Consider the following 23,969-nt stretch of genomic DNA (forward strand, 5'->3'; position numbering starts at 1 on the left):
ATGTTTATAGCGACAGTAACTTTCTATCCGATGTAACAACCTGGAGGGTCGCGATGTACGACACGGACGTGGTGATCACGGGCGGTGGCCCGGTCGGGCTGATGCTCGCGTGCGAGCTCCGGCTCGGCGGGGCCTCCGTGGTGGTGCTGGAACGGCTGACCGAGGTGGACCCGACGATCAAGGCGGGGGCGCTGAACGCGCCCAGCGTGACGGCGCTCTACCGGCGGGGACTGCTCCCCGCGCTGAAGGAGGCCCACGAAGAGACGATCGCGCGGATGACGCAGTTCATGCGCGAGCGGCAACCCGCCGGGGCGGGACAGGGCCCGATCAGGACGCCTCCCCGGTTCGCCGGCCACTTCGCCGGGATCATGCTCTCGGCCGGCCTGCTCGACGAGTCCGACCCCGAGCTGGGCGGCAGGGGCCCGGCCGAGGGCGTCGGCCTCGTCGCCCAGCAGCAGCTGGAGCTCATCCTGGCCGCCCGCGCCGCCGAGCTGGGGGTCGAGGTCCGGCGCGGGGCCGAGCTGACCGGATTCGAGGCGGACGACGACGGGGTGACCGTGACGGCGGACGAACAGCGCGTCCGCACGCGCTGGCTCGTGGGCTGCGACGGGGGCCGCAGCACGGTCAGGAAGCTGGCCGGCTTCGACTTTCCCGGCACCGAGCCGGAGATCACGGCGTATCAGGCCCTCGCGGAGATGGAGGGCACCGGAGCGCTGGGCCTTGGCTGGAACACCACGCCCACCGGCGTCTACGCGCACGGGCCGGTGCCCGGCCGCATCCTGACCGTCGAGTTCGCCGGCCGCCCGGCCGACCGGACCAGCCCGGTGACGGCCGAGGAACTGCAGGGCTCGATCCGCCGCGTCACCGGCGTCGACGTCGTGGTGAAGGCGATCTCCACCGCGACCCGTTTCACGGACAACGCGCGCCAGGCCACGACGTACCGGATGGGCCGGGTGCTGCTCGCGGGCGACGCCGCCCACGTCCACTCGCCGTTCGGGGGCCAGGGGCTCAACCTCGGTCTGGGCGACGCGATGAACCTCGGCTGGAAGCTGGCCGCCGTCGTCCGCGGGCACGCCCCGGAGAGCCTGCTCGACACGTACACGGCGGAGCGGCACCCGATCGGCGCGTGGGTGCTCGACTGGACCCGCGCGCAGATCGCGCTGATGCGTCCCGACCCGCACGCCCGGGCCCTGCGGGCCGTCGTGAACGACCTCATCGGGACGGTGACCGGCACCACCTACTTCGTGAAGCGCATCTCGGGTGTCTGGCAGGGGTACGACCTGCCGGGCGATCACCCCCTGATCGGCCGCGACGTCCCCGACTACGCGCTCGCCGACGGTTCCCGGCTCGCCGGCCACCTGCACGACGGGCGGGCGCTGCTGCTCGGCCCCGCCGTGGAGCCGCTCCCCGACGAGTACGCCGGCCGCGTGCGGTCGATCGCCACGGCGATCCTGGACGAGGGCGCTCCGGCGGCCCTGCTCGTCCGGCCGGACGGCTGCGTGGCCTGGGCCGCGGACGCCGACCGGCCCGACCCCGACGGGCTGGAGGAGGCGCTGCGCACCTGGTTCGGCGTCCCCTCCCCGACTCTCGCGAGCGGGGCCTGAGCGGCGTCTCCCGGCGGTACGACGAGCGCTCGGCTACGGGTCCGTGAACAGGTCAGGGCTCCGCTGGGTGAGGATCCGGGTGAGCTCGGCCCGCGAACCGATGTCGAGCTTGGCGAAGATCCGGCGTAGATGGGTGGAGACCGTGTGCGGTGACAGGAACATCCGCGCGGCGGCCTGACGATTGGTCATCCCCCGGGCGATCAGCTCGGCCACCGCGCGTTCGGTGTCGGTGAGGCTGTCCCAGCCGAAGGCCGGCCGCTGCGGCTGGTCCCAGTGCCGGCGCCGCACGCCCAGCTCGCGCAGTCGCGCCCGCACTCGTGCCGCGTCCCGCAGCGCGCCGATGCGCTGGTAGCCGTCATGTGCCTGATCGAAGCTGCGGACGGCCCGCTCATGGCCGATAGGACAGGACTTGTCGGCCAGCAGGCTCCCGAGGTCCTCCGCGGCGGAGGCGCGCTCCCAGCGTTGGGGGTGATTGGCCGCGACGAAGGCGAGGGCCTCGGGGTCCGCGTGGAGAAGCCCCCGAGCGTGGGCGCCCGCGACGGCGAAGATGGGATAGTCCGGATTGTTCTTGGCCAGTTGTTCGGCGGTGTCGACGACGGTCTGCGCATACGGGCGCTTCCCCGCGGCCAGCGCCAGCCGGGTCATCCAGGCGGCCGCGAGGGGCGCCGTGATGAGCGTCCATCGCTGTCTCTCCATGTCGGTGTAGGTGGAGCCGAGGATGTCCATCGCCCGGTCGCGATCGCCCTGGGCCTCGGCGACCACCGCCTCCACCCATCGTCCCAATACCGATCCGAACAGCATCCCGGCCTCGCCCGGCTCGGCGGCGTGCCTCTCGATGTGCCGGACCGCGGCGTCCATGTCACCGCGCCGCACCTCTATGTAGGCGAGTATCGACAGCCCGGCGCGGACGAACCCCTGGGTGCCCAGCTCGTCGGCGATCGTCATCCCGGCCTGGGCTTCGGCCGCGGCGTCGTCGAGCCGGCCGGCCGCCAGTTTCACCCGGGCGCGGAACAGCGCGGGTTGCGCGGCCAGCACGGTCACTCCGAGGGTCTCGATGTCCTCCTGGGCGGCCTGAACGGCCAGGTCGGCCGCTTCGAACTGGCACAGGCACCGGTGCAGGTGTCCCAGCATCAGCCGCGCGTACGGACGCTGGACGGGCTCCACGGTGCCGCTGTTCGCGATCCGCAGGGCTTCGTGCACGTGGTCGAACGACTCGGCGATCCGCCCGTCGACCATGGCGCATCGGGAGAGCATCAGCAGCGCCCCGACGGCGGCGGCATCCGAATGCCGCTCGCGCTCGGCGAGAACAGCGGTCGCCCGCCGCTCTCCCTTTCTCAGGTCGCTCAGCGAGATGAGTCCCCAGAAGACCGTCCATTCGGCGAGGCCACGGAGGTCGTCTGAGATGTCCGGCCGGCCGAGCACGCCTTCGGCCTCCGACACCGCGTCCGCCGGGCGGCCGCTCAGGAGCAGGATGTACGCCAGCCCGCATCGCAGGCGATGCGCCAGTCCGGAGGGCGCCCTGCTGAGCGCGGGGCCGACGAGATCCGCCGCCTCGGACAACCGCCCGATGGCCGTCAGGGCGTCGACCGCGGTGGCCACGCGGCCCACCCAGCCGGGATCGGCGGGGTCGGTCAGTTCGAGCGCCCGGGTGGCGAGATCGGCGGCGGTCTGCGGCGACGACCGCAGCACCTCCCGCGCCGCCCGGTCCAGGGTGAGCAACGCCGACACGTCCCCGCGGCCGGCGCTGTGGATGAGATGCGCGGCGGCGGGCACGGCCGACCCGCCTCGCCTGAGCAGCATCTCCCCCGCCTCGCCGTGCAGGGCACGCCGGACGGCGGGCGACAGGGTCTCCGTCACCGCCTGCCACAGCAGGTCGTGGCGGAAGGCCAGGGCGTGCCCGGCGGACTCGACGATGCCCGCCGATATGGCCTCCTCCAGCATGGGCAGCAGATCGCCCGTCGACTCGCCGAGCATCTCGGCCAGATCTTTCACGGAGAAGGACCGGCCCAGCACTCCGGCGACCTGGAGCAGATGTCTGGTCCGTGTGGACAACTCCTCCAGACGCTGCCGGGTGACCGCGTGAGCCGGCGGCAGCCGTGTCGGGATCACCCGCGCGTGACCGTCGGAGATCTGGAACACGCCCTCGCGCTTGAGCTTGTCGAGGAGATCGACGAGCATGAACGGATTGGCGTCGGCCACGCCGGTCAGGGCCAGCACGTCGGGTCCGGGCGCCGCCCCGAGGACGTCGGTGACCACTTCGGCCACCGCTTCGTCGTCCAGCGCCGTCAGAACGATCCGTGTCGCGCCGTCACGTTCCAGCGTATTGAACAGGCAGTCGAGGCGGAGATCATGGCCGCCGCCGGTCGTACGCGCCAGTATCCAGAGGAGCGGCGAGGATGCGAGGTCTCTCGTCAGTGACCGCAGGGCCAGCAGCGTCAGCGGGTCGGCCCACTGCAGGTCGTCCAGAGTGAGAAGCACGGGCCCGTGCGCCGTCAGCGTTTCCAGCGGCTCCTGCAGTTGCTCCAGCATGAGCAGTCGCCGGTCCGCCGGACCCGCGATACCGGCGTTCTCGCCGACGCGAATACGGCAACCGGATCTCTCGAGTGCCGACGTCAACGGGGCCAGCGGGATCAGCTGGGTGAGCTCGTCCGCGGAGCCCCGGACCACCCGGACTCCCTGACCTTCCGCCGCCGTCGCGGCCACATCCAGCAGGTGGCTCTTCCCCACCCCTGACGGGCCCTCGACCAGCACGGCCCCGCCCCTGCCGACCAGAGCCGCCCGCAGCAGACCGACGAGAAGCTTCCACTCCCCCACACGGCCACGCCACCCGGGCCATGACGCCCCCCGGCATTCGGACTCACCAGCAGTCTTTATGACAGGACTGGACAAATCCTCCATATGCCCATGAGACACCCGGCGCGCAGGGGGCGCAACACACCATCGGAGGAATTGATCTTCGGACCGGCCTCGGAGCCCAACATCCCCCAAACATGCGATACGGCGGCTTTCGCCGCACGTCAGGATCAGACCAACTCACTCCCCATTTCGGTATCTCCGTATCTCTGTATCTCTGTATCTCTGCATCTCGGTGAGGTGACACGGAAGGGATGCCCCCCCGGCGAGGGCACACCGGAAGTACGTCAGCGACAGGACCGCCTGCGGCGACTCCCGGGCCTTCAGCAGCCCGACATCCCTCGAATCCGCGTTCGAAAGGATGACAGTGGACCTGCCTGGCGAATGGCTGATACTGCTGTGGCCGTTGCCGGCCCTGCTGACCTGGATCGTCGTGGTCAAGGGCCTTCTTCTCCTGCTGGCCGGCCGATACCGGCCACGCTCCCTGCGGGGACAGATCACCGTGCTGGTCACCGTCGTGGCCGTCGTCACCCTCCTGACCGCGGATGCGTGGGTGTACGCCGTGCCGCAGGCGATCGCCGGCCGATGGCCGGTCGTGGCGTCGGTCGCCCTGATGACCCGGTATCGAGTCGCGGACTCCTGGGAGTGGATCGTGCTCGTCGGGATCGGTGAGCTGATCGCCCTGGCCGGGTTGGCCACGTGGAAGGTGACGGGCCGGCTGCTGCGCCCGGTGGAGAAGGTCCGCACCGAGCTCGCCGTGATCGAGTACGGCGATCTGCCTGTTCATGTGGCCGGACGGCAGCCCGCGCGGGAGTTCGACCGCCTGTTCCGCACGCTCGACAGGGCGCTGGACCGGGTGCACGCCACGAAGCTGGAACAGACGGCGGTCGCGCGCCGCCAGTGGAAGTTCGCCTCCGACGTCTCCCATGAGCTGCGCACTCCGATCGCGGGACTGCGGGCGCAGCTCGAAGACGCGCAAGAGGATCCCCGCGCCCGGCTGACCGAGTTGCTCAGGACGACGCTGCGTCAGGTGGCACGACTGGAGACGATCACCGACGACGTCCTGCGCCTGGCTCTCGCGGAGGACCGCCCGCCCCAGGCACCGCGGCGTGTCGATCTCGCGGCGCTGGTCCGGACCGAGGTCGCGCAACGCAGCGACCGGATCCCCGTTCAGCTCCGCCTGGCCCACGACGCCGTCGTCGACGTCGTACCGACCCAGATCGGCCGGCTGCTCGCCAACCTGCTGAACAACGCCCAGAGGCACGCCGCGGGTCTCGTACTCGTCGAGGTGCGCTCCACCCACGCCGCCGTCGAGCTCGCGGTCGGCGACGACGGGGCCGGGGTAGCCGAGGCCGACCGCGAGCGGGTGTTCCAGCGCTTCACCCGCTTGGCAGAGGCCCGCCGGCGCGACCCCGACGGCACCGGTCTCGGCCTGGCCATCGCCCGGGACATCGCTCATGCCCATCACGGCACCCTCACCGTCGAAGAGAGCGATCTGGGCGGGGCGCGCTTCGTCTTCCGGCTTCCCAGATCGCGACGACGAGGAACGGGGTAACGATGAGACTGACGAACTGCACGCTCAGGGGCCGCGTAGCCCTTTTCACCGGCGCCGCGGTGGGGGTCCTCTGCGTCGCCTTCTCCATCGTCCTGATGTTCGCGCTCAACCGGATGGCGACGCAGAACCTCACCAAGGAAGTGACCGCGGTGGGTGAGCTCACCGCCTACTACGTCGACCGAGGCGAACTGGTCAATCCGCTTCCTCCCATTCCGCGCAACCTGGTCCGCCCGGTTCAGGTGGTCGATCCGCAGGGGAAGGTGGTCGCCGCCACCCAGGACCTGCAGCGCAAGCCCGTCATGGCGCATTTCGCGCCCAGGAACCCGCAGCGAGTGGCGACAGCCGTCGTGTGCGATGCCGTCTTCGCCTCCAAAGGCTGCCACATCATCGTCGCGCAGCAGGTGTTCCGCAACGGCGACTGGACTATCTACAGCGCCGCGCCCACGCTCCCGTTCTACGTCTACCCGGGCGTGACGGCCATCCTGCTCGCGGGCACGGTCCTCTTCACGATCGCGGTCGCCTACGGAGCGCGGCACACCGTCACCAGGTCGCTCCGACCCGTGGACGCCATCCGCGCCCAGCTCGACCACATCCGGAGCACCAACCTGGGCAGCCGGGTCCCGGTGCCCACGGCCAGAGACGAGATCTTCCGGCTGGCCCGCAGTGTCAACCAGACGCTGGACCGGCTGGAGGACATGTTCGAACAGCAGCGGCAGTTCTGCGCCGACGCGTCCCACGAACTGCGGACCCCTCTCACCGCCATCCGCGCTCAGGTGGAGGACGCCCTCCTGGCCCCCGACGACGTCGACCTGGAGGGATTGTGCAAGGCCGTGCTGCCGAGCGTGGAGCGTCTCCAAGCGATCACGGCGGATCTGCTGACACTCACCCGGCTGGACTCCGGCGCACCGTCCGAGGGGCAGCCGGTCGACCTGACGCGACTCGTCGCCCTGGAGCTGAACGGTCACGAGTTCGAGAGGGAGGTGGTCCGTGATCTGGCACCTGGGGTGGTCGTCAGAGGCGACCCGGCGCGGTTGCGCCAGTTGATCTGCAATCTGCTCCAGAACGCCCATCGGCACGCGTCCACCACCGTCACGGTCACGATCAGGCCGGGATGCGGGAAGGGCGACCCGAGATTTCCGAGGGGCGTCGCGGAACTGGAGATCCTCGACGACGGCGCCGGAATCGCCGCCGACCAGCGGGAGACGGTGTTCCGGCGGTTCGCCCGGCTGGACACGGCCCGCAGCAGGGACGCCGGCGGAATCGGCCTCGGCCTGCCCATCGCCCGGCAGATCGCCGAGAATCACGGCGGCACACTGACCATCCAGGACAGCGATCGAGGGGCGCGATTCGTCGTCCGGCTCCCCCTGGTTTCCTAGCCGCGGGGAGACGCCGGCACCCGCCCTGTGAGCGGCTCGGGGGCCAATGTTGATCATTGATCGAATCTTTACCCAAGGCGAGTCGGCAAGGCATCCACGATCAGCGCTCTGACCTGCGCTTTCTCTACCCCGGAAGCCCCTTAACCTGAGCCCCACCAAGATGTCTTGCGGCATTTGGCATCAAGCGCGTGCAGCAGCCCCCATCATGTGCTCATGCCCGCTTTTGTCACCCTGTCCGGGCGCTCCGTGCGCCTGGAACCGCTCAGCCTCGCGGTGGTCGACGAGCTCGTCACCGCGGCGAATGAAGACCGTTCCACTTACGCCTTCACTCGCGTTCCCGCAGGCCGGGAAGAGATGGTCTCCTATGTGGAGGCCGCCTTGGCTGAGCAGGCGGAGGGCCGCACGATGCCCTTCGCCATCCGGTGGCTGCACACCGACCGCGTGGTCGGTGCCACCCGCTTGATGAACCTGGAGTACTGGCAGGGCCCGATGCCCTGGCCTCCCGGGGCGAGAGGCGCGGTGGGCGAGGTCCCGTCCGTCGCGGACATCGGGTACACCTGGCTCGCCGCGTCGGCCCAGGGGACCGGTGTGAACCGGGAGAGCAAGTTCATGATGCTCTCCCACGCCTTCGAGACCTGGCAGGTTCACCGGATCACCCTCAAGGCAGACGTACGCAACACGAGATCACGGGCCGCCATCGAGGCCCTCGGCGCGCACCTTGACGGTGTGCGACGGGCGGAAAGCCGAGGCGCCGACGACACGGTCCGAGATACCGCGTACTACTCCATCCTGAGTCCCGAATGGCCCGCGGTGAGGGAACGCCTCAGCGCGCGGCTCGGCCTGATGGAGGCGGCCTGACATCCCCGCGGGCCGATCGCGGCCACCCCTGACCTTTCGGAACCACCAGATCAGAACGAGCACAGAAAACCGGGCGCGGCCCGCCCCCGATGAGGGGACGGGCCGCGGCCGGTGGAGCGGGGAAGGGAGGACTGCCGGTAGTCACCGGGGACTTCGGTCCTCTCAGTGGCCGTGACCGTGGCCGTCGTGGCCGTCGTGGCCGTCGTGGCCGTCGTGGCCGTCGTGGCCGTCGTGGCCGTGACCGTCGTGGCCGTGGCCGTAGGAGTCGGCCTCGTACACCTCACGCCACGAGCCGCAGCGGATGGGGAAGTTGCTGCGGAGACCGATCTGGCAGACACGGGCGTCGACCTGCTCGACGTCGTACTTCCAGAAGGTGAAGGACTTGTAGCCGCCGGCGCCGCAGTACTTGTACGACTTCGTGGACCAGTCGCCGTCGAACGACTGCACGCGGAACTGGATGAAGGCGCACTGGCCGCCCTGGCGGTACGTCCGGCGGTCGAGGTCGTAGAGCCGGCCGCTGATCCGGGTCCTGTTGCTCTCGTCGTCGCCGAAACGGTAGTCGACGTTGATGGAGCCGTTGGCCCGGGCGAGGCCGTTGCTGGACCAGTAGCTGCCCCAGTAACCGGCGTAGTCGGACGACTTGGCGTGGCTGGCGGTGGCGGTGGAGGCGCTGGCCGAGGTCGTGAAGGCCGGGACGGTCACCGCGACGGCGGCGGTGACGGCGGCGAGACCCAGCAGGTTTCGGACGGAGCGACGCATTTTACTTCTCCTGATTTGAGGACGATCCCCCGTCGCGGGGTGCTTCCGGGGTTGCACCTCAGTGATAGGCCCGGCCGCCTGCAAGACGCTTTCAGCGGGCTGACATCGGTTTGCGAACCGCTTTCAGTCCCTTGAACCCACCATGAACTGCCCTGGGGCTCCCTTTGGGAGAGACGCCCGTGGACTTATCATTTGGTCGGAAAACTTGCCAATGACAGCGAATCCCCAGGTCGACCTGGGGTCAATTTGCGGAGAAAAGAGCATATGTCCGATCAGGCCAGCGAGGACGGTCTGCGCTTCGCCGTGCTCGGACCGGTGCTCGCCTGGCGAGCGGGCGTCGAGCTCGACCTCGGCACCCCCTTGCAACGATCCATTCTCGCGATGCTCCTCCTCCGGGAGGGCCGGGCGGTCACGCCGACCGAGATGATCGACGGCGTCTGGGGCGAGGACGCACCCCCTCGGGCGCTCGGCGCGCTGCGCACCTACGTCTCCCGGCTGCGGACCGTGCTCGAACCCGACAGGTCTCCGCGCACCCGTCCTGAGCTGCTCACGTCGATCGGCCGCGGATACGCGCTGCGGCTGCCGCCCGAGCGGTTCGACCTCGCCGTCTTCGAACGCGAGTGCGCCGCCGCCGAGACCGCCCGCAAGGCGGGCGACATCGGCCAGGCCGCCGAACGCCTCCGTACCGCTCTCGGGATGTGGTCGGGGGAGCCGCTGGCGGGGGCGGTCGGACCTTACGCCGATCACCAGCGCGGCCGGCTGGCCGAACGGCGGGTGGGCGCGGTCGAGACGCTGATGGAGCTCGACCTGCAGCTCGGCCGCCACGCCGAGGTCGTCTCCGAGCTGATCGCGCTCGTCGCCGAGCACCCCCTGCGGGAACGGCTCCGCGCCCAGCTCATGCTCGCCTACTACCGGTGCGGACGGCAGGCGGAGGCCCTGTCGGCCTTCACCGACACGCGGCTGGCGCTGATCGAGGAGCTCGGCATCGAGCCCGGCGCGGAGCTGGCCGGACTCCACCGCCGCATCCTCGCGGCCGATCCGTCGCTGATCCCGCCACCGGCGGCCGTGTCCGTACGGCCGGCCGCGCAGCCGGAGCAGGAGCCCGAGGAGCCGGTGGTCGAGATGCCCCGGCCGGCCCAGCTGCCCGCCGCCGTCAGCGACTTCACCGGACGCTCGGCGATCGTGCGCCGCCTGCTCGCGCTGCTGCGGGCCGAGGGAGCCGGAGGCGGCGTGCCGGTCGCCGCCGTGTCGGGCATCGGCGGGGTCGGCAAGACGACGCTCGCCGTCCACGTGGCCCACCTGGCCGAGGACGTCTTTCCCGATGGGCAGCTCTACGCCGACCTGCGCGGCTACGGCGCCGAGCCGACCCCGCCGGAGACCGCCCTGGTCGCCTTCCTGCGCGCGCTGGGCACCCCGCCCGACGTCATCCCCGAGGGCCTGGCGGAGCGGTCGGCCCTGTTCCGCTCGCTGGTGGCGGACCGGCGCATGCTGGTCCTGCTCGACAACGCCCGCGACGCCGATCAGGTCGAGCACCTGCTGCCCGGCTCGTCGGGCTGCGCGGTCCTCATCACGAGCCGGGGCAAGCTGGCCGACCTGCCCGCGGCCCGGCTGGTCGACCTCGACGTGATGGAGCCCGACGAGGCGCTGAGCCTGCTGGCCGCGGTCGCCGGACAGGACCGCGTCGCCGCCGAGCGGGCCGCGGCCATGGACACCGTCGCCGCCTGCGGGTTCCTGCCGCTCGCGGTCCGGATCGTCGCGGCCAGGCTCGCCGCCCGTCCCTCGTGGACCGTCGCGTCGCTCCTCCCCCGGCTGGCCGACGAGCGCCGCAGGCTCGACGAGATGAAGATCGGCAACCTCGCCGTCTCGGCCACGTTCGCCCTCGGGTACGGCCAGCTCGACCCGCGCCAGGCACGCGCCTTCCGGCTGCTCTCCCTGCCCACCGGGTCGGACATCTCCGTCCTCGCCGCCGCGGCCGTGCTCGATCTCACGGCGGCCGACGCGGAGGATCTGCTGGAGTCACTGGTGGACGCGAGCCTGCTTGAGGCTCCGGCGCCCGGCCGGTACCGCTTCCACGACCTGCTCAGGCTCTTCGCCCGGCGGCAGGCCGAGGACACCGATGACGCCGCGTCCCGTGCCCGCGCCCTGCGGCGGCTGCTCGGCTTCTACCTCGCCTCGGGCCGCTCGGCCCATCGGCTGGCGTACGAGGGCAGCGCGATCGCCGACGCCCTCGCCGACCTCGGTGTGCACGGACGCGTGTTCGCCTCGGCGGACGAGGCGGTGGCCTGGCTGTCGGTCGAGGCCGAGGACATGTTCGCGGCGATCGCCCAGGCCGCCGAGCACGCCGCGCACCCCGGACGCACAGAACATCCCGCCGGGGATGTGCTGCCGGCGGCAGACCTGCTGCTCGCGATGGAACCGCTGCTGGAATCGGGCAACAACCAGCGCGAGTTCGAGCGGCGCACGTCGGCGCTGCTGGCCGCCTCGGAGCGGAGCGGAGACCGGCGGGCGGAGATGCGCTGCCGCTACGTCCTCGGCCGGGTGCTGTTCGGGGCGAACCGCCTGTCCGACGCCGAGCGGGAGTTCCTGGCCGCGCGGGCGCTCGGCGAGGAAACGGGCGACCACATCGTGCTCGGCGAGACCTGCAACGCGCTCGCCGTCGTCGCGGGACGGCGGCGCCGCCACACCGAGGCGCTCGAATGGTTCTCCCGGGCCACCGCGATCTACCGCGAGGTCGGCAACCCGGCCGGCGAGGCGCTGGCGCTCAGCTACTCGGCCCGCGACCATCTCGGGCTGGGCGACGCCGAGGCCGCGATCGCCGCCTCCGAGCGCGGCCTGGCGATGTTCCACGAGATCGGCAGCGGCGCCGGCGTCGCCCGGGCCCGGTATCACCTCGGCATCGTGCTGTCGGTGGTCGGCCGGTTCAACGAGGCGGTCGTGCACCACGCGGAGTGCCTCGCCTTCTTCCGGGCCAGCGAGCAGCGGGTGTGGGAGCAGCGCGTCTGCTATCGGCTCGCCGCCACCTTCATCGCCGCCGGCCGGTACGCCGAGGCCGCCCGCCACGCCGAGCAGGCCCTCACGGTCAGCAGGGAGATCACCCACCCGTACGGCGAGGCCCAGTCGCTGGCCGCGCTCGGCAAGGCGCTCGGCGGGCTAGGGGAGCACCGGCGGAGCCGGGACGCCCTCGTCCGCGCCCTCGACCTGTTCACCCGGCTCGGCTCCCCCGAGGCCGACGACATCCGGTCCCTGCTGGTGGAGCGGGATCAGGTCGAAACGTAGGTCCTCATCCAGGCGCGACATGCGCACGTGATTGATCATCCCCGTCCTTCCCACCGTGCCCGGCCGGTGTGCCGGGGAATGAAGCCGTCCGGCCGGCCGCCGTGCCGTCACCTGGCGCGCAGGGGGCCCGGTCTCTTCCGGAGGCGCCTGTGACGGCTCGCCGCCTCGCTCGACGGCCGGCCGGACGTGTGGCGTCCCTTGCGGGGCGCTCTCGGGCGGAAGTCCGCGAACCCTTCGGATCTCCGCCCGCCACCAGAGTCGGCGCTCATGGTCAACGTCGGATCAACGCCGGTTTGCAACCCGCAGGAACCCCTCGGCCACGAGCCGCCGGATCAGCTCAGGGGCCTGCCGCAGCAGCACGGCCTCGTCCTCCCCGGTGAGCTCGGCGATGGCCGACAGCAGCGGCCGGGCGGGCAGGGTGCCGTCGCAGACCCCGGCGAGCGCGGCCTCCACGGTCCCCACGGTGACCGTACGGCGCAGCGCGCGGGTCTGCCTGAGCACGATGCGCGAGGGGTCGTCGGCGCCCGGCGCCCCGATCCGTTCCTCGGCCAGCTCGTCGGCGACCTCCAGCGGCAGATCGAGCAGTTCGTCGTCGGAGAGCCGGTGCGCCTCCGCGGCGGCCCGCATGACCTCCGGGACGTGCGCCCCCGACGGGACCTCGACCTGCTGCGGCAGCTCCTCCACGCGGACCACCGGCGACAGCGTGCCGGAGTCGTGCAGCGCGACCCAGCCGAAGCCCACCCCTGTCACGTCCATCGACTCGAACCAGGCCAGCCACTCGTCGTACCGCTCCCGGTAGGACGAGGTGCCCTGCTCGGCCGAGTCGCGCAGCCACAACTCGACGTACTCGGCCGGATCCTGCACGTCGCGCTGCACCGCCCACCCGTCGAGGCCCGTCTCCGCCAGCCAGCCGCCGACCCGGTCCTGCCAGTCCTCGCCCTTGACGTGCAGCCAGTTGGCCAGATATCTGGCGTGTCCGCCCGCGGCCAAGTGGCGCGGGGTGAGCCGGATCAGCTCGCGGCAGAACTCGTCGCCCCGGAAGCCCGACTCGCGGTAGCTGTACCGGGGGGCCGGCGAGATCACGAACGGCGGGTTGGACACCACGAGGTCGAACCGCTCGCCGCCCACCGGGTCGAACATCGACCCCTCCCTGGCGTCGACCCCCTCGACGCCCGACAGCTCCCAGGTGAGGCGGGCCAGCCGGAGCGCCCGCCGGTTCACGTCCGTGGCGACGACCTCGTCCGCGCGCCCGGCCAGATGGAGCACCTGCACGCCGCACCCGGTGCCGAGGTCGAGCGCCCGGCCCACGGGGGCGGCCCAGCCTAACTGGGCGAGATTGGCCGACGCGCCCCCCGCCCCCACGACGTGGTCGGCCCGGGGAGCCGGGTCGCCCGGCCGCACTTTCCGGTCGGCCACCACCCATCCCGGGTGCCCGGTGCCGGTGTCCCACGGCGTCAGGTGGACGACGGCCTGCACCGAGTCGCCCAGGCGTACCAGCAGGCCGGCCGCGATCAGTTCCTGCAGGGGCAGATCAGCGGCGGCCATGCTCACGGGGGCGCCGAGCCACCAGAGGCGGATGAGGGTGCCGAGGGGATCGGCGTCCCTGGTCGCGCGCATCGCCGGAACGATCTCCTCGCGCGCCAGCGCGGAGGCGGCCATGTCACCCAGGCGCTCGCGCACGCCGTCGACGGTGTATTCGGTCTCCACGAACCTCTCACGAAGCCGTCGAACCAGGTCAGAAGGGGCGTCCACGGAAATGAACATATCGCGGGACGCGGCGGAAGGCGCGCGTTCGGCGAACCGGTCAGCCGGGGACACCGGGCATCTTGAGACTGTTCCACGCGGCCTCACCGAGCTCGTGGATCTCCGCCTCGGTCGGCTGGTGGGCCCCGGCGAACCACAGCCGGCACATCTCCTGCGCCGGTCCGAGCCACAGGACGTAGCACATCGTGGGCGAAACCGGCCGGAGCAGCCCGTCCTTCATGTGCGGCCGCCACCAGTCGGACACGCTGCGCAGGAACGCGCGGCGGGACTCGGCGACCTCGGGGCCACCGGGCTCGGTGCGGCGCGGCGGACGCTCGGTGATGAACAGCCTGGCCCGCTCCGGGTGCTCGCCGCACCAGGCCATGTGCAGCGCGACGATGGCCTCGACGCCGTCCCGCGCGTCGCGGTGGCGGGTGAGCTCGGCCAGGAACGCCGCCTGGTACGCGTCCAGGATCTCGGCGTAGAGCACGCCGAACACGTGTTCCTTGCTGGTGAAGTGGTGATAGAAACTGCCGACGCTGACGCCGCTCTCCTCGCGGAGGCTGGCGAGCGTGGTGGCCGAGACCCCGCTCTGGCTGAACCGGCGCAGCGCGCCCTCGATGATTCTGGTCCGCCCGTCCCGTCCGTTTCGTCCGCTCTTCACGTAGTCAATGTTGACCCAGCAGAACCTTGTTCTCCAAATCTCGGGCGCCCGACCCACGCCTGCGCGCGGGACCGCGCGGTGGCCTGCCTAGGCTGGTCCCGTGTACCGGTTCCTCCTCACGCCGCGCTGGCTCGGGTTTCACCTGCTCGTGCTCGCGCTGATCCCCGCCTTCCTCTTCCTCGGGAGGTGGCAGTGGGGGCGGTACGAGGAGCGGTCCGCGGCCAGCACGCTGATCACCGCCAACCTCGCCGAGCGGCCCATCCCCCTCGACCGGATCGACGCCGCCGGGGCCGCCGTACCTGAGGCGCACAGATACCGGCCCGTCACCGCCACCGGCCGGTACGACGAGACCCACCAGCTCCTGGTCCGCAGGCGCACGCAGAACAGCCAGGTGGGCTACTACGTGGTCACGCCGCTGGTCACCTCCGGAGGCGCCGTGCTGGTCAACCGGGGATGGATCCCGGTGGGCACGAACCCCGACGCCCCCGAGCATGTGCCCGCGCCGCCCACCGGCGAGGTGAGCGTCACCGGGCGGCTCCGCCCCGCCGAGACGGAGGACTCCACCGGCCTCAGGAACCGGCCCGACCTGCCCGCCGGCCAGGTGCTGCTCGTGAATACCGCGGACATCGGGCGCGGCCTGCCGTACCGGCTGTACGGAGGGTTCGTCGAGCTCACCGCGCAGACGCCGCAGGGCGGCCCGGCTCCCGAGCCCGTTCCGGCGCCGGACGTCGGCGAGGGCGGCGGCCTCAACCTGGCGTACGCCATCCAGTGGTGGCTGTTCATCGGCGTCGCCGTCGGCGGCTGGGTGACGCTCATCCGGCGGGAGGCTCGCGACCTCCAGGACGAGGGCTCCGATCCCGTTGAGCCCGACGGAACGGTCCAGCCCGTACGGCCTGGATCACCCGAGGCGAACCGCACGACATAACAGCACGTCGGGCCCATAACGGTCACCCCCCGTACAGTCTCCGGCATCATATGGTGAGCGAACGGATACCAACCGGAGACCTTGCAGCTTGTTCGGTGTTATCGGTTGGCCGTACGGTTTACTACCGTGACGACGCCGCTGCATCCCGACCCAGAGCCGAGGCGGCGGGACTACGTGATCATCTCGGTCGACGATCACCTGATCGAGCCGGCCGACCTCTTCGAGGACCGGCTGCCGCAGAAGTACAAGGACCTCGCGCCCAAGGTCGTGGAGACCGACGCCGGGCACCAGGTGTGGCGGTACGGCGGGGCCACCTACCCCTGCGCCGGGCTCGACGTGGGCGCGGGCCTGCCCAAGGAGCAGTGGACGCTCGACCCGGTGCGCTTCGAGGACATGCGGCCGGGCTGCTACGACATCGAGGCGCGGATCGGCGACATGGACGCGGCCGGCGTCTGGGCCGCGCTGTGCTTCCCCGGCATGCTCGCCACGCAGGCGGGCGTGCTCTTCGCCCGCACGCGCGACCAGGAGCTCGGCCTGGCCCTGGTGCAGGCGTGGAACGACTGGCACGTCGACGTGTGGGCCGGCACCTACCCCGAGCGCATCATCGCGCTGCAGCTCCCCTGGCTGCCGGACCCGGAGACCGCGGCCAAGGAGATCAGGGCGAACGCCGCCCGCGGCTTCAAGGCCGTGGTCTTCCCCGAGTTCCCCACGCGGCTGCGGCTGCCGTCCATCCACAGCGGCCACTGGGACCCGTTCTTCGCCGCCTGCGAGGAGACCGGCACCGTCGTGTGCCTCCACACCGGAGCGTCGTCGTGGGCGCCGGTGCCCTCGCCGGACACCCCGATCGAGGCGATCACCACGTTGATCCCCGCCAGCGCCATGTTCGCCTGCGCCGACTGGCTCTGGTCGGGTGTGCCACTGCGCTTCCCCGCGCTGCGCATCCTGATCGTCGAGGGCGGCGTGGGCTGGCTGCCGATGCTCGCCGAGCGCGCCGACTACGCGCTCGATCACCCGGTCGCGGGCGAGCCGAGCTGGGACGGCGGGCTCAAGCCGAGCGAGGTGCTGCGCCGCAACTTCTTCTTCGGCACCTCCGACGACAGCGCGCCGGGCGCCGTACGGCTCGCTGTGGGCATGGAGCGCGTCCTGCTGGAGAGCGGCTACCCGCGGGCCGAGTCGACCTGGCCCGACACGCAGCGGGCCGTCGCGCGCAACCTCGGCAGCATGCCGCCGACCGACCTCGCGAGAGTCGCGTACGGCAACGCGGCCCGGCTGTTCGGCCACCCGCTCCCGTCACGCGCCTGGCTGCGCATGGAGGAGCTGTAGCCGCCCGCGTCCCAGGGCCCGTGCGGACAGGGGGGGTCAGCGCGGCTGGTAGCCGTCGAGGAAGAGCGGCCGCTTCTCGCCCGCCTCGATCGTCATCTCGAACCTGTTCTGCGCGGGCGGCAGCGGACAGTTGAAGTGCGGAGAGAAGCCGCAGGGCGGCACGAACGCACGGTTGAAGTCGAGCATCACCCGATCACCACCCGGCAGCGGCTCCACCTCCAGGAACCGCCCCGTCGGGTACGTCGAGGAGCCGTTGGTCCGGTCGCCGAACACCAGGAGCAGCCTGCCGCCGTCGTCGAACGCGGTGACGCTGCGCGGGACGCCGTTCAGGGCGAACGTGATGTCTCCGGGCACGGGGTGCCGGCGGGTCCCGCCGTTGTCGTGGAGATGCTCGAACGGCATGAGCCGCGCCTCCGGCGCCGGGGCGAAGGCCGCCTCGATCACCCATTCCGGCGCGAAGGGGAACACGTCGATCGTCTGGAAGTGGCGGATGGCGGGGGCGTCGGCGTCCCACAGCCGGACGCCCCGCTCGATGTCGCCGCTGAGGAGGTTCGTCCGCTGGATCGGGGTGACCGACACCGTCTGGGGCAGCCGGGCCAGTTCCCCTACCGGGTAGGTTCCCTCGCCCGGCGCCGCCCAGCGTGTCTCTATCAGCGCCAGATCACCCCTGGGCGAGGTGACATCGGTCAGCCGCGACATCCGCCAGGCGTCCCAGGCCGCTCGCGCGGCCTCGATCGCGTACGGGGAGGCGAGAAAGGACATCCGAACCGCCGCTTCGCACTCAACAAAGCTCAGTTCTGGGATCTTACCCGAATTATGGAATTTGTCCCGGGTGGCGGGAATGCCGTTCGCGGCCCGATGTCCGGACCGCCGCGGGGGCGTCCCTCTCCCACTCCACGTACCGGCCGCTCTCTCCCAGCAGCGCCGTCATCAGCCAGAGGAACACACCGAAGTCGTCGACGACCCCGATCCCGAGCAGGAAGTCGGGGATGACGTCGACCGGCGACACGATGTAGGCGACGGCCAGACCGAGCATCGCCAGCTTTCTCTTGGTCATGCCGGGATAGCCGCCCCGCATTCCGGCCCTGAGCATCCGCGGCAACGCCCTGAGCCGGGTCCCGAGACCGGGCGCTCCCGGCCGGGAGACCTCCCGGTAGGCGCGATAGGCCGCCGCCGCGCGTCCCGCTTTCACCATGCCGGTCACCTCCGCACTTCGACTGCCCCTGTCGTCGACCCGGTAACGTCCACAGCCTGTGGACAGGTTCCTGGGTGAGAGTGACCTGCCGTCCCGGCGACAGCCGTCAGCGTCGTGATCAAGCGCGCAGCTCGTGGACGACGTCGATGACCTCCCTCGCGATCCCCCGGATGCCGGGCAGGTGCGACAGCCCCACCAGCCGGTCGACCAACGGGACCACCCGGTCGATCAGCCGGTACGTCCGGGCGCACCCGGGCGAGGTGTCGTGCACCCAGAACAGCACGATCCCCATCCACAGCAGCCAGAGCAGCTCGGGCAGCTCGGCCCGCAACTCGTCGTCGATGCGGTCGGCGGAGCCGTTCACGACCTGCCGATAGAGCGCGATGGCCGACTCACGCGCGGGGGCGGTGTCGGCGCTGAACGGGCTGAGCGGATTTCCCGGCTCGGCCGCGTGCTTGAAGAACTTCGCGGCGAACCCGTGGTAGGGCTCGGAGATCCGCACCCAGGCGCGCAGCACACCCCCGAGCCGTCCGGCGAACGACCGCTCGGCGGCGAGCACCTCACGGCAGGCCGCCTCATGGGCGGCGTTCGCCCGGTCGTAGTAGGCCTGAAGCAGTTGCTCCTTGCTGCCGAAGTAGTAATAGGCGTTGCCCACGGACACTCCGGCCTCCGCGGCGATCGCCCGCATCGTGGTCGCCTCGTACCCGCGCTCCATGAACAGCCGGAGGGCCGTCTCGACGATGATCTCCCGTGTCTTCTCGGCCACGCCGTCACTGTACGTGGAGTCCAGCCGGATGGTCATGGACCGTCCACCGTGCCGACAGCCCTTCGCAAAACCCCGCGTGGGGGGTGTGCCCGTGTCCGCCCGTCGTGAGTGGATCTGTCTGGCGCGCTCCCCCGCCGTAACCCCTCGGCCCCAGTAGTCGAGCAATCGGGATACACAGTGCACGTCCGCCCTTCACGGCGGGGAGTGGCCGGGGTGAGCGCGGCCGTCCTGATCTCCCTGCCCACGCAGATCGACCGGCCCGGCGCGCAGGCGCGGGACGTCCCGGCCCCCCGGACCTCGCCGGTCGCCGCCCAGATCGTCGTACAGGCCGCCGGACACGCGGCCGGACAGATCACCGGGCCGATCACCGGACAGGCCGGGACCGCAGGGCAGACGGCCGCCCAGGCACCCACCCAGGCAGGCGCTCAGGCGGATACGCGGACGGAGGTCCGGTCGGGCGCGGTCCCGGCGGTGGTGAACGCGCCCGTGGTGAACGCGCCCGGGGCGGACGCCGCCGTGACGGACGCTGCCGTGACGGGGGCGTCAGCGGCAGGTGCGGCGGCGGGTGTGGCGGCGGCGGGTGTGGCGGCGGCGGGTGTGGCCGGGGTGCCGCGGGCCCTGGAGGGCGCGGTGGCGGCCACGCTCGCCGCGAAGGCCGGCAAATGGGATGTCGCCGCGTCGTCGCGCCGCGTGCGCCAGACGGACGCCCTGCGGCTGTTCCTCGGCGCGGGGCTGCGCGTCAAGTCGAGCGGCCACTGCTCCGACCGGCGGCGGCCCCGCTGCACGTCGCTCGACACCGTCAGGTACGGCACGCTGCTGCGCATGATCGCGCTGAAACGGGCCTGCCGCTGCCCCGTCACGGTGACCGGGGGGACCGAGGTGGGCCATTCCAAGGGCGCGCGGAGTCACGGCAACGGGTTCAAGATCGACGTTGCCCACAACAAGTGCCTCGACGCATACGTCAAACGCACGTTCCCCAAGTGGAAGACCCGCGGCGACGGGGCGGCGCTCTACCGGGACACACGGGTGCCCGCGGGCGCGGGCCCGACGGTCTACGCCGACGAGCCCACCCACTGGGACATCCTGTTCGGCTGATCCCCTCCCCGGCGCGCGGGGAGGGGACCAGCCGGACGAGGGCTCAGGCGAACGGCGGGATCAGGCGAACTCGGTGGCGACCAGCGCGGCGATCTCCGCCGTGTTGAGGGCCGCCCCCTTGCGCAGGTTGTCCCCGCAGACGAACAGGTCAAGCGTGTTCGGGAAGTCGAGCGCCTGGCGGATCCGGCCCACGTAGGTGGGGTCGGTGCCCACGACGTCGGCCGGCGTGGGGAACACCCCGGCGGCCGGGTCGTCGAGCACCACCACGGTCGGCGCGGCGTCCAGGACGGCGCGGGCTCCCGCGACGTCCACGTCGCGGCCGAACGTCGCGTGCACGGCGAGGGAGTGCGTGGTCACGACCGGGACGCGCACGCAGGTCGCCGACACCTTCAGATCCGGGATGCCGAGGATCTTGCGCGACTCGTTGCGGACCTTGAGCTCCTCCGACGACCAGCCGTCGTCCTTGAGCGAGCCCGCCCAGGGCACCACGTTCAGCGCCAGCGGGGCGGGGAACGGCGAGCCGGCCAGGTCGGGCACCGCCTTGCGGACGTCACCGGCCACCGTGCCGATGGTCCGGTCGCCCGCGACGGCCGCGATCTCGTCGTACAGCCGCTCCGGGCCGATGACACCGGCCCCGGAGACCGCCTGGTACGACGCGACGACCAGCTCGCGCAGGCCGTACTCGCGGTGCAGCGCGCCCATGGCGGCCATCATCGACAGCGTGGTGCAGTTGGGGTTCGCGATGATCCCCTTCGGCCGGTTGCGCGCCTGCTCGGGGTTGCACTCGGGCACCACCAGCGGCACGTCCGGGTCCATCCGGAAGGCGCCGGAGTTGTCCACCGCCACCGCGCCGCGTGACGCCGCGACGGGCGCCCACTCGGCCGAGACCTCGTCGGGCACGTCGAACATGGCGATGTCGACGCCGTCGAACGCCTCGGGCGACAGGGCCCGGACGGTCACGTCCTCACCCCGTACGGAGAGCACCTTCCCCGCGGAGCGCGGCGAGGCCACCAGCCGGATCTCTCCGTACGCCTCGGACAGATCCGGACGGTTGGTGAGGATGTCGAGCATGACGGTGCCGACGGCGCCGGTGGCGCCGACGACGGCCAGGGTGGGCTTGCGGCTCATCGTCCGGTACCTCCGTAGACCACGGCCTCAACCTGCTCGGAGTCGAGATCGAAGGCGCGGTGCGCGGCGGCCACCGCGGCGTCCACCTCGTCCTGCCCGACGACCACGGAGATGCGGATCTCCGAGGTCGAGATCATCTCGATGTTGACGCCCGCGTCGGCCAGCGCGCCGAAGAACGTCGCGGTCACGCCGGGGTGGGAACGCATCCCGGCCCCGATCAGGGAGACCTTGCCGATCTGGTCGTCGTAGAGCAACGTCTCGAACGCGACCTGGCTCTGGATCTTCTTCAGCGCGGTCATGGCCGTCTGGCTGTCGCTCGTCGGCAGCGTGAAGGAGATGTCGGTCCGTCCGGTGGTGGCTCCGGAGACGTTCTGGACGATCATGTCGATGTTGACGTCGACGTCGGCCAGCGTCCGGAAGATGGTGGCGGCCTCACCGACCTTGTCGGGCACCCCGACAACGGTGATCTTGGCTTCGCTCCGGTCGTGCGCGACCCCCGAGATGATGGGCTGCTCCACTTGCCTTCCTTCGCTGTCGGGGTCGGAGGAGACCCACGTGCCTTCCCTGGTGCTGAACGAGCTTCTGACGTGGATCGGCAGGTTGAACCTGCGGGCGTACTCCACGCAGCGCAGGTGGAGGATCTTGGCCCCGCAGGCCGCCATCTCCAGTGTCTCCTCGTAGGAGATCCGCGGGATCTGCCGGGCGCTCGGGACGATGCGCGGGTCGGCGGTGAAGATGCCGTCCACGTCGGTGTAGATCTCGCAGACGTCGGCGCCGAGAGCGGCGGCGAGCGCGACGGCGGTGGTGTCGGAGCCGCCCCGGCCGAGCGTGGTGATGTCCTTGGTGTCCTGCGACACACCCTGGAAACCGGCCACGATCGCGATCTGACCGTCGTCGAGCGCCTCGCGGATGCGGCCGGGCGTGACGTCGATGATGCGGGCGCGGCCGTGGCTGGAGTCGGTGATGACGCCGGCCTGCGAGCCGGTGAAGCTGCGCGCCTGATGTCCCAGGTTGGCGATGGCCATCGCGAGCAGCGCCATCGAGATCCGCTCGCCGGACGTCAGCAGCATGTCCAGCTCCCGGCCCGGCGGCAGCGGCGAGACCTGCTGCGCCAGGTCGAGCAACTCGTCGGTGGTGTCACCCATCGCGGACACGACCACCACGACGTCGTTGCCGGCTTTCTTCGTCGTCACGATCCGCTGCGCCACCCGTTTGATGCAGGCAGCGTCGGCGACGGACGAACCACCATACTTTTGGACAACGAGCGCCACTGGAATCTCCAACGAATCAGGACGTGGAGCTCACAGTGTACTTGGGCGTCCCAAAGCCGGATCTGAGCCGACCACCATGTGGACGCCTCACACGACGGTGCCCTCCTCGACCACGTCGAGCCGCGTGTGCGCGACCAGCCCGTGCAGGGCCCGCAGCGCCGCCCCCGCGTGGTTGCCCCAGGTGTTGAAGTAGGAGTACTGCCACCACCACAGCGCCTCCAGGGGCCGCCCCGCGTGGTAGTGCCGCAGACCGTGGATCAGGTCGGCCGCCACCGCCGTCAGATCGTCCGACAGCCGGTACGGCGTGACCACCGTGTCCTTGTACGGGTCGAAGACCTCGGCGTAGTCGTCCACGGGGCCGAGCCGGGTGGCGAGAGCCGTACGGAGGGGATCCACGTCGGGATCCTCGCTCAGCGCGGGCTCGAAGTTGCCCTGCAGGATCACGTCCTGCGCCGCCCCGAGTTGGGCCCCGGCGAGACTGACCTGCGCCACCTCCACCAGCAGCAGCGGCAGGATCGCGTCGCCGCCCTCGCCACCGGCCAGGCGGGTCAGGCCGTCGAGGTAGTTCTGCGCGTGCTGCGCGACGCGTGCGGCAAGGTCGTTCCACTCGTCAGACATCCAGCAGCCTCCGTCCTTCGAAAGCGCGGCCCAAGGTGACCTCGTCGGCGTACTCGAGATCACCGCCAACCGGCAGACCGCTGGCCAGTCGTGTCACTTTCAGCCCCAGGGGCTTGACGAGCCTGGCCAGATAGGTGGCGGTCGCCTCGCCCTCGAGGTTCGGGTCGGTCGCGAGAATCAGCTCGGTGATCTGGCCGTCGGCCAGCCTGGCCATCAGCTCCCGGATCTTCAGGTCGTCCGGGCCGACACCGTCGATCGGGCTGATCGCCCCGCCGAGCACGTGGTAGCGGCCACGGAACTCACGGGTCTTCTCGATCGCCACGACGTCCTTCGACTCCTCGACGACGCAGATGACGTGCGGGTCGCGCCGCGGGTCCCGGCAGATCCGGCACTCCTCCTCGGCCGCGACGTTTCCGCAGACCCGGCAGAACCGGACCTTCTCCTTGACCTCGAGCAGGGCGTGCGCCAGCCGCTTGACGTCGGCCGGGTCGGCGGCGAGCAGGTGGAAGGCGATCCGCTGCGCGCTCTTCGGTCCGACGCCGGGCAGCGACCCCAGCTCGTCGATCAGATTCTGGACGACCCCTTCGTACATGACGTTCAGAACCCCGGCAGCTGGCCGAGGCCGCCCCCAAGTCCCTGCGCCAGCGGGCCGAGCTTCTCCTGCTGCAGCTCACCGGCCGCGCGCACGGCGTCCCGCACGGCGGCGAGCACGAGGTCGGCGATCGTCTCCGCGGTCTCCTCCGGGTCGCTCGCGTCGATCGCCAGCGGGCTGATCTGGAGCTCCAGCAACTCGCCGCTTCCGTTCACGGTCGCGACGACCAGGCCTCCCCCGGCGCTCCCCTCGATCTCGGCATCGCTGAGCTCCTGCTGCGCGGAGACGAGCTGCTGCTGCATGAGCTGAGCCTGCTCCAGCAACTGCTGGAGGTTGACATCTCCTGGATTCACGATCGTGCGCTCCTC

Annotated in this window: 20 protein-coding genes; 8 read left to right on the plus strand and 12 right to left on the minus strand. The window is 71.2% G+C overall.

From position 1 onward, the window contains the following. Positions 1-53 precede the first annotated feature (53 nt). Complete coding sequence (locus tag JOL79_RS12240) at positions 54-1,604, plus strand: FAD-dependent monooxygenase (protein WP_210155876.1); 1,551 nt, start codon at positions 54-56, stop codon at positions 1,602-1,604. A gap of 33 nt (positions 1,605-1,637) precedes the next feature. Here the strand turns inward: JOL79_RS12240 and JOL79_RS12245 are convergent, their stop codons facing one another. Continuing rightward, positions 1,638-4,418, minus strand: coding sequence for a helix-turn-helix transcriptional regulator (locus JOL79_RS12245; RefSeq protein ID WP_210155877.1), 2,781 nt, complete (start codon positions 4,416-4,418; stop codon positions 1,638-1,640). A gap of 406 nt (positions 4,419-4,824) precedes the next feature. Between JOL79_RS12245 and JOL79_RS12250 the strand changes: the two genes are divergently transcribed. The 3 genes from JOL79_RS12250 (at position 4,825) to JOL79_RS12260 (ending at position 8,246) form a co-directional block, all read left to right on the plus strand. Further along, complete coding sequence (locus JOL79_RS12250) at positions 4,825-6,012, plus strand: sensor histidine kinase (protein WP_210155878.1); 1,188 nt, start codon at positions 4,825-4,827, stop codon at positions 6,010-6,012. A gap of 2 nt (positions 6,013-6,014) precedes the next feature. Next, positions 6,015-7,388 (plus strand): sensor histidine kinase, encoded by a 1,374-nt coding sequence (locus JOL79_RS12255; RefSeq protein WP_210155879.1) that lies wholly within the window; start codon positions 6,015-6,017, stop codon positions 7,386-7,388. A 213-nt stretch (positions 7,389-7,601) separates the two neighbouring features. Continuing rightward, a complete protein-coding gene (locus JOL79_RS12260; protein WP_210155880.1) occupies positions 7,602-8,246 on the plus strand; it encodes a GNAT family N-acetyltransferase in 645 nt (214 codons plus the stop codon). Positions 8,247-8,408: 162 nt separating this feature from the next. Here the strand turns inward: JOL79_RS12260 and JOL79_RS12265 are convergent, their stop codons facing one another. Further along, positions 8,409-9,005 carry a hypothetical protein gene (locus JOL79_RS12265; protein ID WP_210155881.1) on the minus strand — a complete coding sequence of 199 codons (597 nt, stop codon included), beginning with the start codon at positions 9,003-9,005 and terminating at the stop codon, positions 8,409-8,411. A 264-nt stretch (positions 9,006-9,269) separates the two neighbouring features. Here JOL79_RS12265 and JOL79_RS12270 point away from each other — a divergent pair, with 264 nt between their 5' ends. Continuing rightward, positions 9,270-12,281 (plus strand): AfsR/SARP family transcriptional regulator, encoded by a 3,012-nt coding sequence (locus JOL79_RS12270; protein ID WP_210155882.1) that lies wholly within the window; start codon positions 9,270-9,272, stop codon positions 12,279-12,281. Positions 12,282-12,563: 282 nt separating this feature from the next. On the opposite strand, the gene JOL79_RS12275 is transcribed toward JOL79_RS12270, so the two are convergent. Beyond that, on the minus strand, positions 12,564-14,045 hold the full coding sequence (locus tag JOL79_RS12275; RefSeq protein ID WP_210155883.1) for a DUF7059 domain-containing protein: 1,482 nt from the start codon (positions 14,043-14,045) through the stop codon (positions 12,564-12,566). Positions 14,046-14,085: 40 nt separating this feature from the next. Beyond that, on the minus strand, positions 14,086-14,688 hold the full coding sequence (locus JOL79_RS12280; protein ID WP_210155884.1) for a TetR/AcrR family transcriptional regulator: 603 nt from the start codon (positions 14,686-14,688) through the stop codon (positions 14,086-14,088). A 100-nt stretch (positions 14,689-14,788) separates the two neighbouring features. Between JOL79_RS12280 and JOL79_RS12285 the strand changes: the two genes are divergently transcribed. Next, positions 14,789-15,613: an SURF1 family cytochrome oxidase biogenesis protein gene (locus JOL79_RS12285; protein WP_210155885.1), complete on the plus strand. Its 825-nt coding sequence runs from the start codon at positions 14,789-14,791 to the stop codon at positions 15,611-15,613. A 126-nt stretch (positions 15,614-15,739) separates the two neighbouring features. After that, positions 15,740-16,936, plus strand: coding sequence for an amidohydrolase family protein (locus JOL79_RS12290; protein ID WP_210155886.1), 1,197 nt, complete (start codon positions 15,740-15,742; stop codon positions 16,934-16,936). Between the two features lie 36 nt (positions 16,937-16,972). On the opposite strand, the gene JOL79_RS12295 is transcribed toward JOL79_RS12290, so the two are convergent. From JOL79_RS12295 to JOL79_RS12305, 3 genes are all read right to left on the minus strand, one after another. Next, a complete protein-coding gene (locus tag JOL79_RS12295; protein WP_210155887.1) occupies positions 16,973-17,698 on the minus strand; it encodes a DUF1684 domain-containing protein in 726 nt (241 codons plus the stop codon). A gap of 52 nt (positions 17,699-17,750) precedes the next feature. After that, positions 17,751-18,131 carry a YkvA family protein gene (locus JOL79_RS12300; protein WP_210155888.1) on the minus strand — a complete coding sequence of 127 codons (381 nt, stop codon included), beginning with the start codon at positions 18,129-18,131 and terminating at the stop codon, positions 17,751-17,753. Between the two features lie 118 nt (positions 18,132-18,249). Continuing rightward, positions 18,250-18,933 (minus strand): TetR/AcrR family transcriptional regulator, encoded by a 684-nt coding sequence (locus tag JOL79_RS12305; protein ID WP_210155889.1) that lies wholly within the window; start codon positions 18,931-18,933, stop codon positions 18,250-18,252. A gap of 177 nt (positions 18,934-19,110) precedes the next feature. Here JOL79_RS12305 and JOL79_RS12310 point away from each other — a divergent pair, with 177 nt between their 5' ends. Continuing rightward, positions 19,111-19,992 (plus strand): hypothetical protein, encoded by an 882-nt coding sequence (locus JOL79_RS12310; protein WP_210155890.1) that lies wholly within the window; start codon positions 19,111-19,113, stop codon positions 19,990-19,992. A gap of 60 nt (positions 19,993-20,052) precedes the next feature. On the opposite strand, the gene JOL79_RS12315 is transcribed toward JOL79_RS12310, so the two are convergent. From JOL79_RS12315 to JOL79_RS12335, 5 genes are all read right to left on the minus strand, one after another. Then, positions 20,053-21,120: an aspartate-semialdehyde dehydrogenase gene (locus JOL79_RS12315; RefSeq protein WP_210155891.1), complete on the minus strand. Its 1,068-nt coding sequence runs from the start codon at positions 21,118-21,120 to the stop codon at positions 20,053-20,055. After that, entirely contained in the window at positions 21,117-22,391 is a 1,275-nt protein-coding gene (locus JOL79_RS12320; protein WP_210155892.1) for an aspartate kinase, read from the minus strand. Before JOL79_RS12320 ends, JOL79_RS12315 begins: the two co-directional genes overlap by 4 nt. Before the next feature lie 87 nt (positions 22,392-22,478). Beyond that, a complete protein-coding gene (locus tag JOL79_RS12325) occupies positions 22,479-23,009 on the minus strand; it encodes a DUF5063 domain-containing protein (RefSeq protein ID WP_210155893.1) in 531 nt (176 codons plus the stop codon). Continuing rightward, positions 23,002-23,601 (minus strand): recombination mediator RecR, encoded by a 600-nt coding sequence (gene recR / locus JOL79_RS12330; protein WP_210155894.1) that lies wholly within the window; start codon positions 23,599-23,601, stop codon positions 23,002-23,004. Before recR ends, JOL79_RS12325 begins: the two co-directional genes overlap by 8 nt. Before the next feature lie 5 nt (positions 23,602-23,606). Beyond that, the gene (locus tag JOL79_RS12335; RefSeq protein ID WP_210155895.1) at positions 23,607-23,954 is read right to left on the minus strand and encodes a YbaB/EbfC family nucleoid-associated protein; all 348 of its coding nucleotides are present in this window, start codon (positions 23,952-23,954) and stop codon (positions 23,607-23,609) included. Between the last annotated feature and the right edge of the window lie 15 nt (positions 23,955-23,969).

This window comes from Microbispora oryzae (assembly GCF_017896165.1).
GTDB lineage: Bacteria > Actinomycetota > Actinomycetes > Streptosporangiales > Streptosporangiaceae > Microbispora > Microbispora oryzae.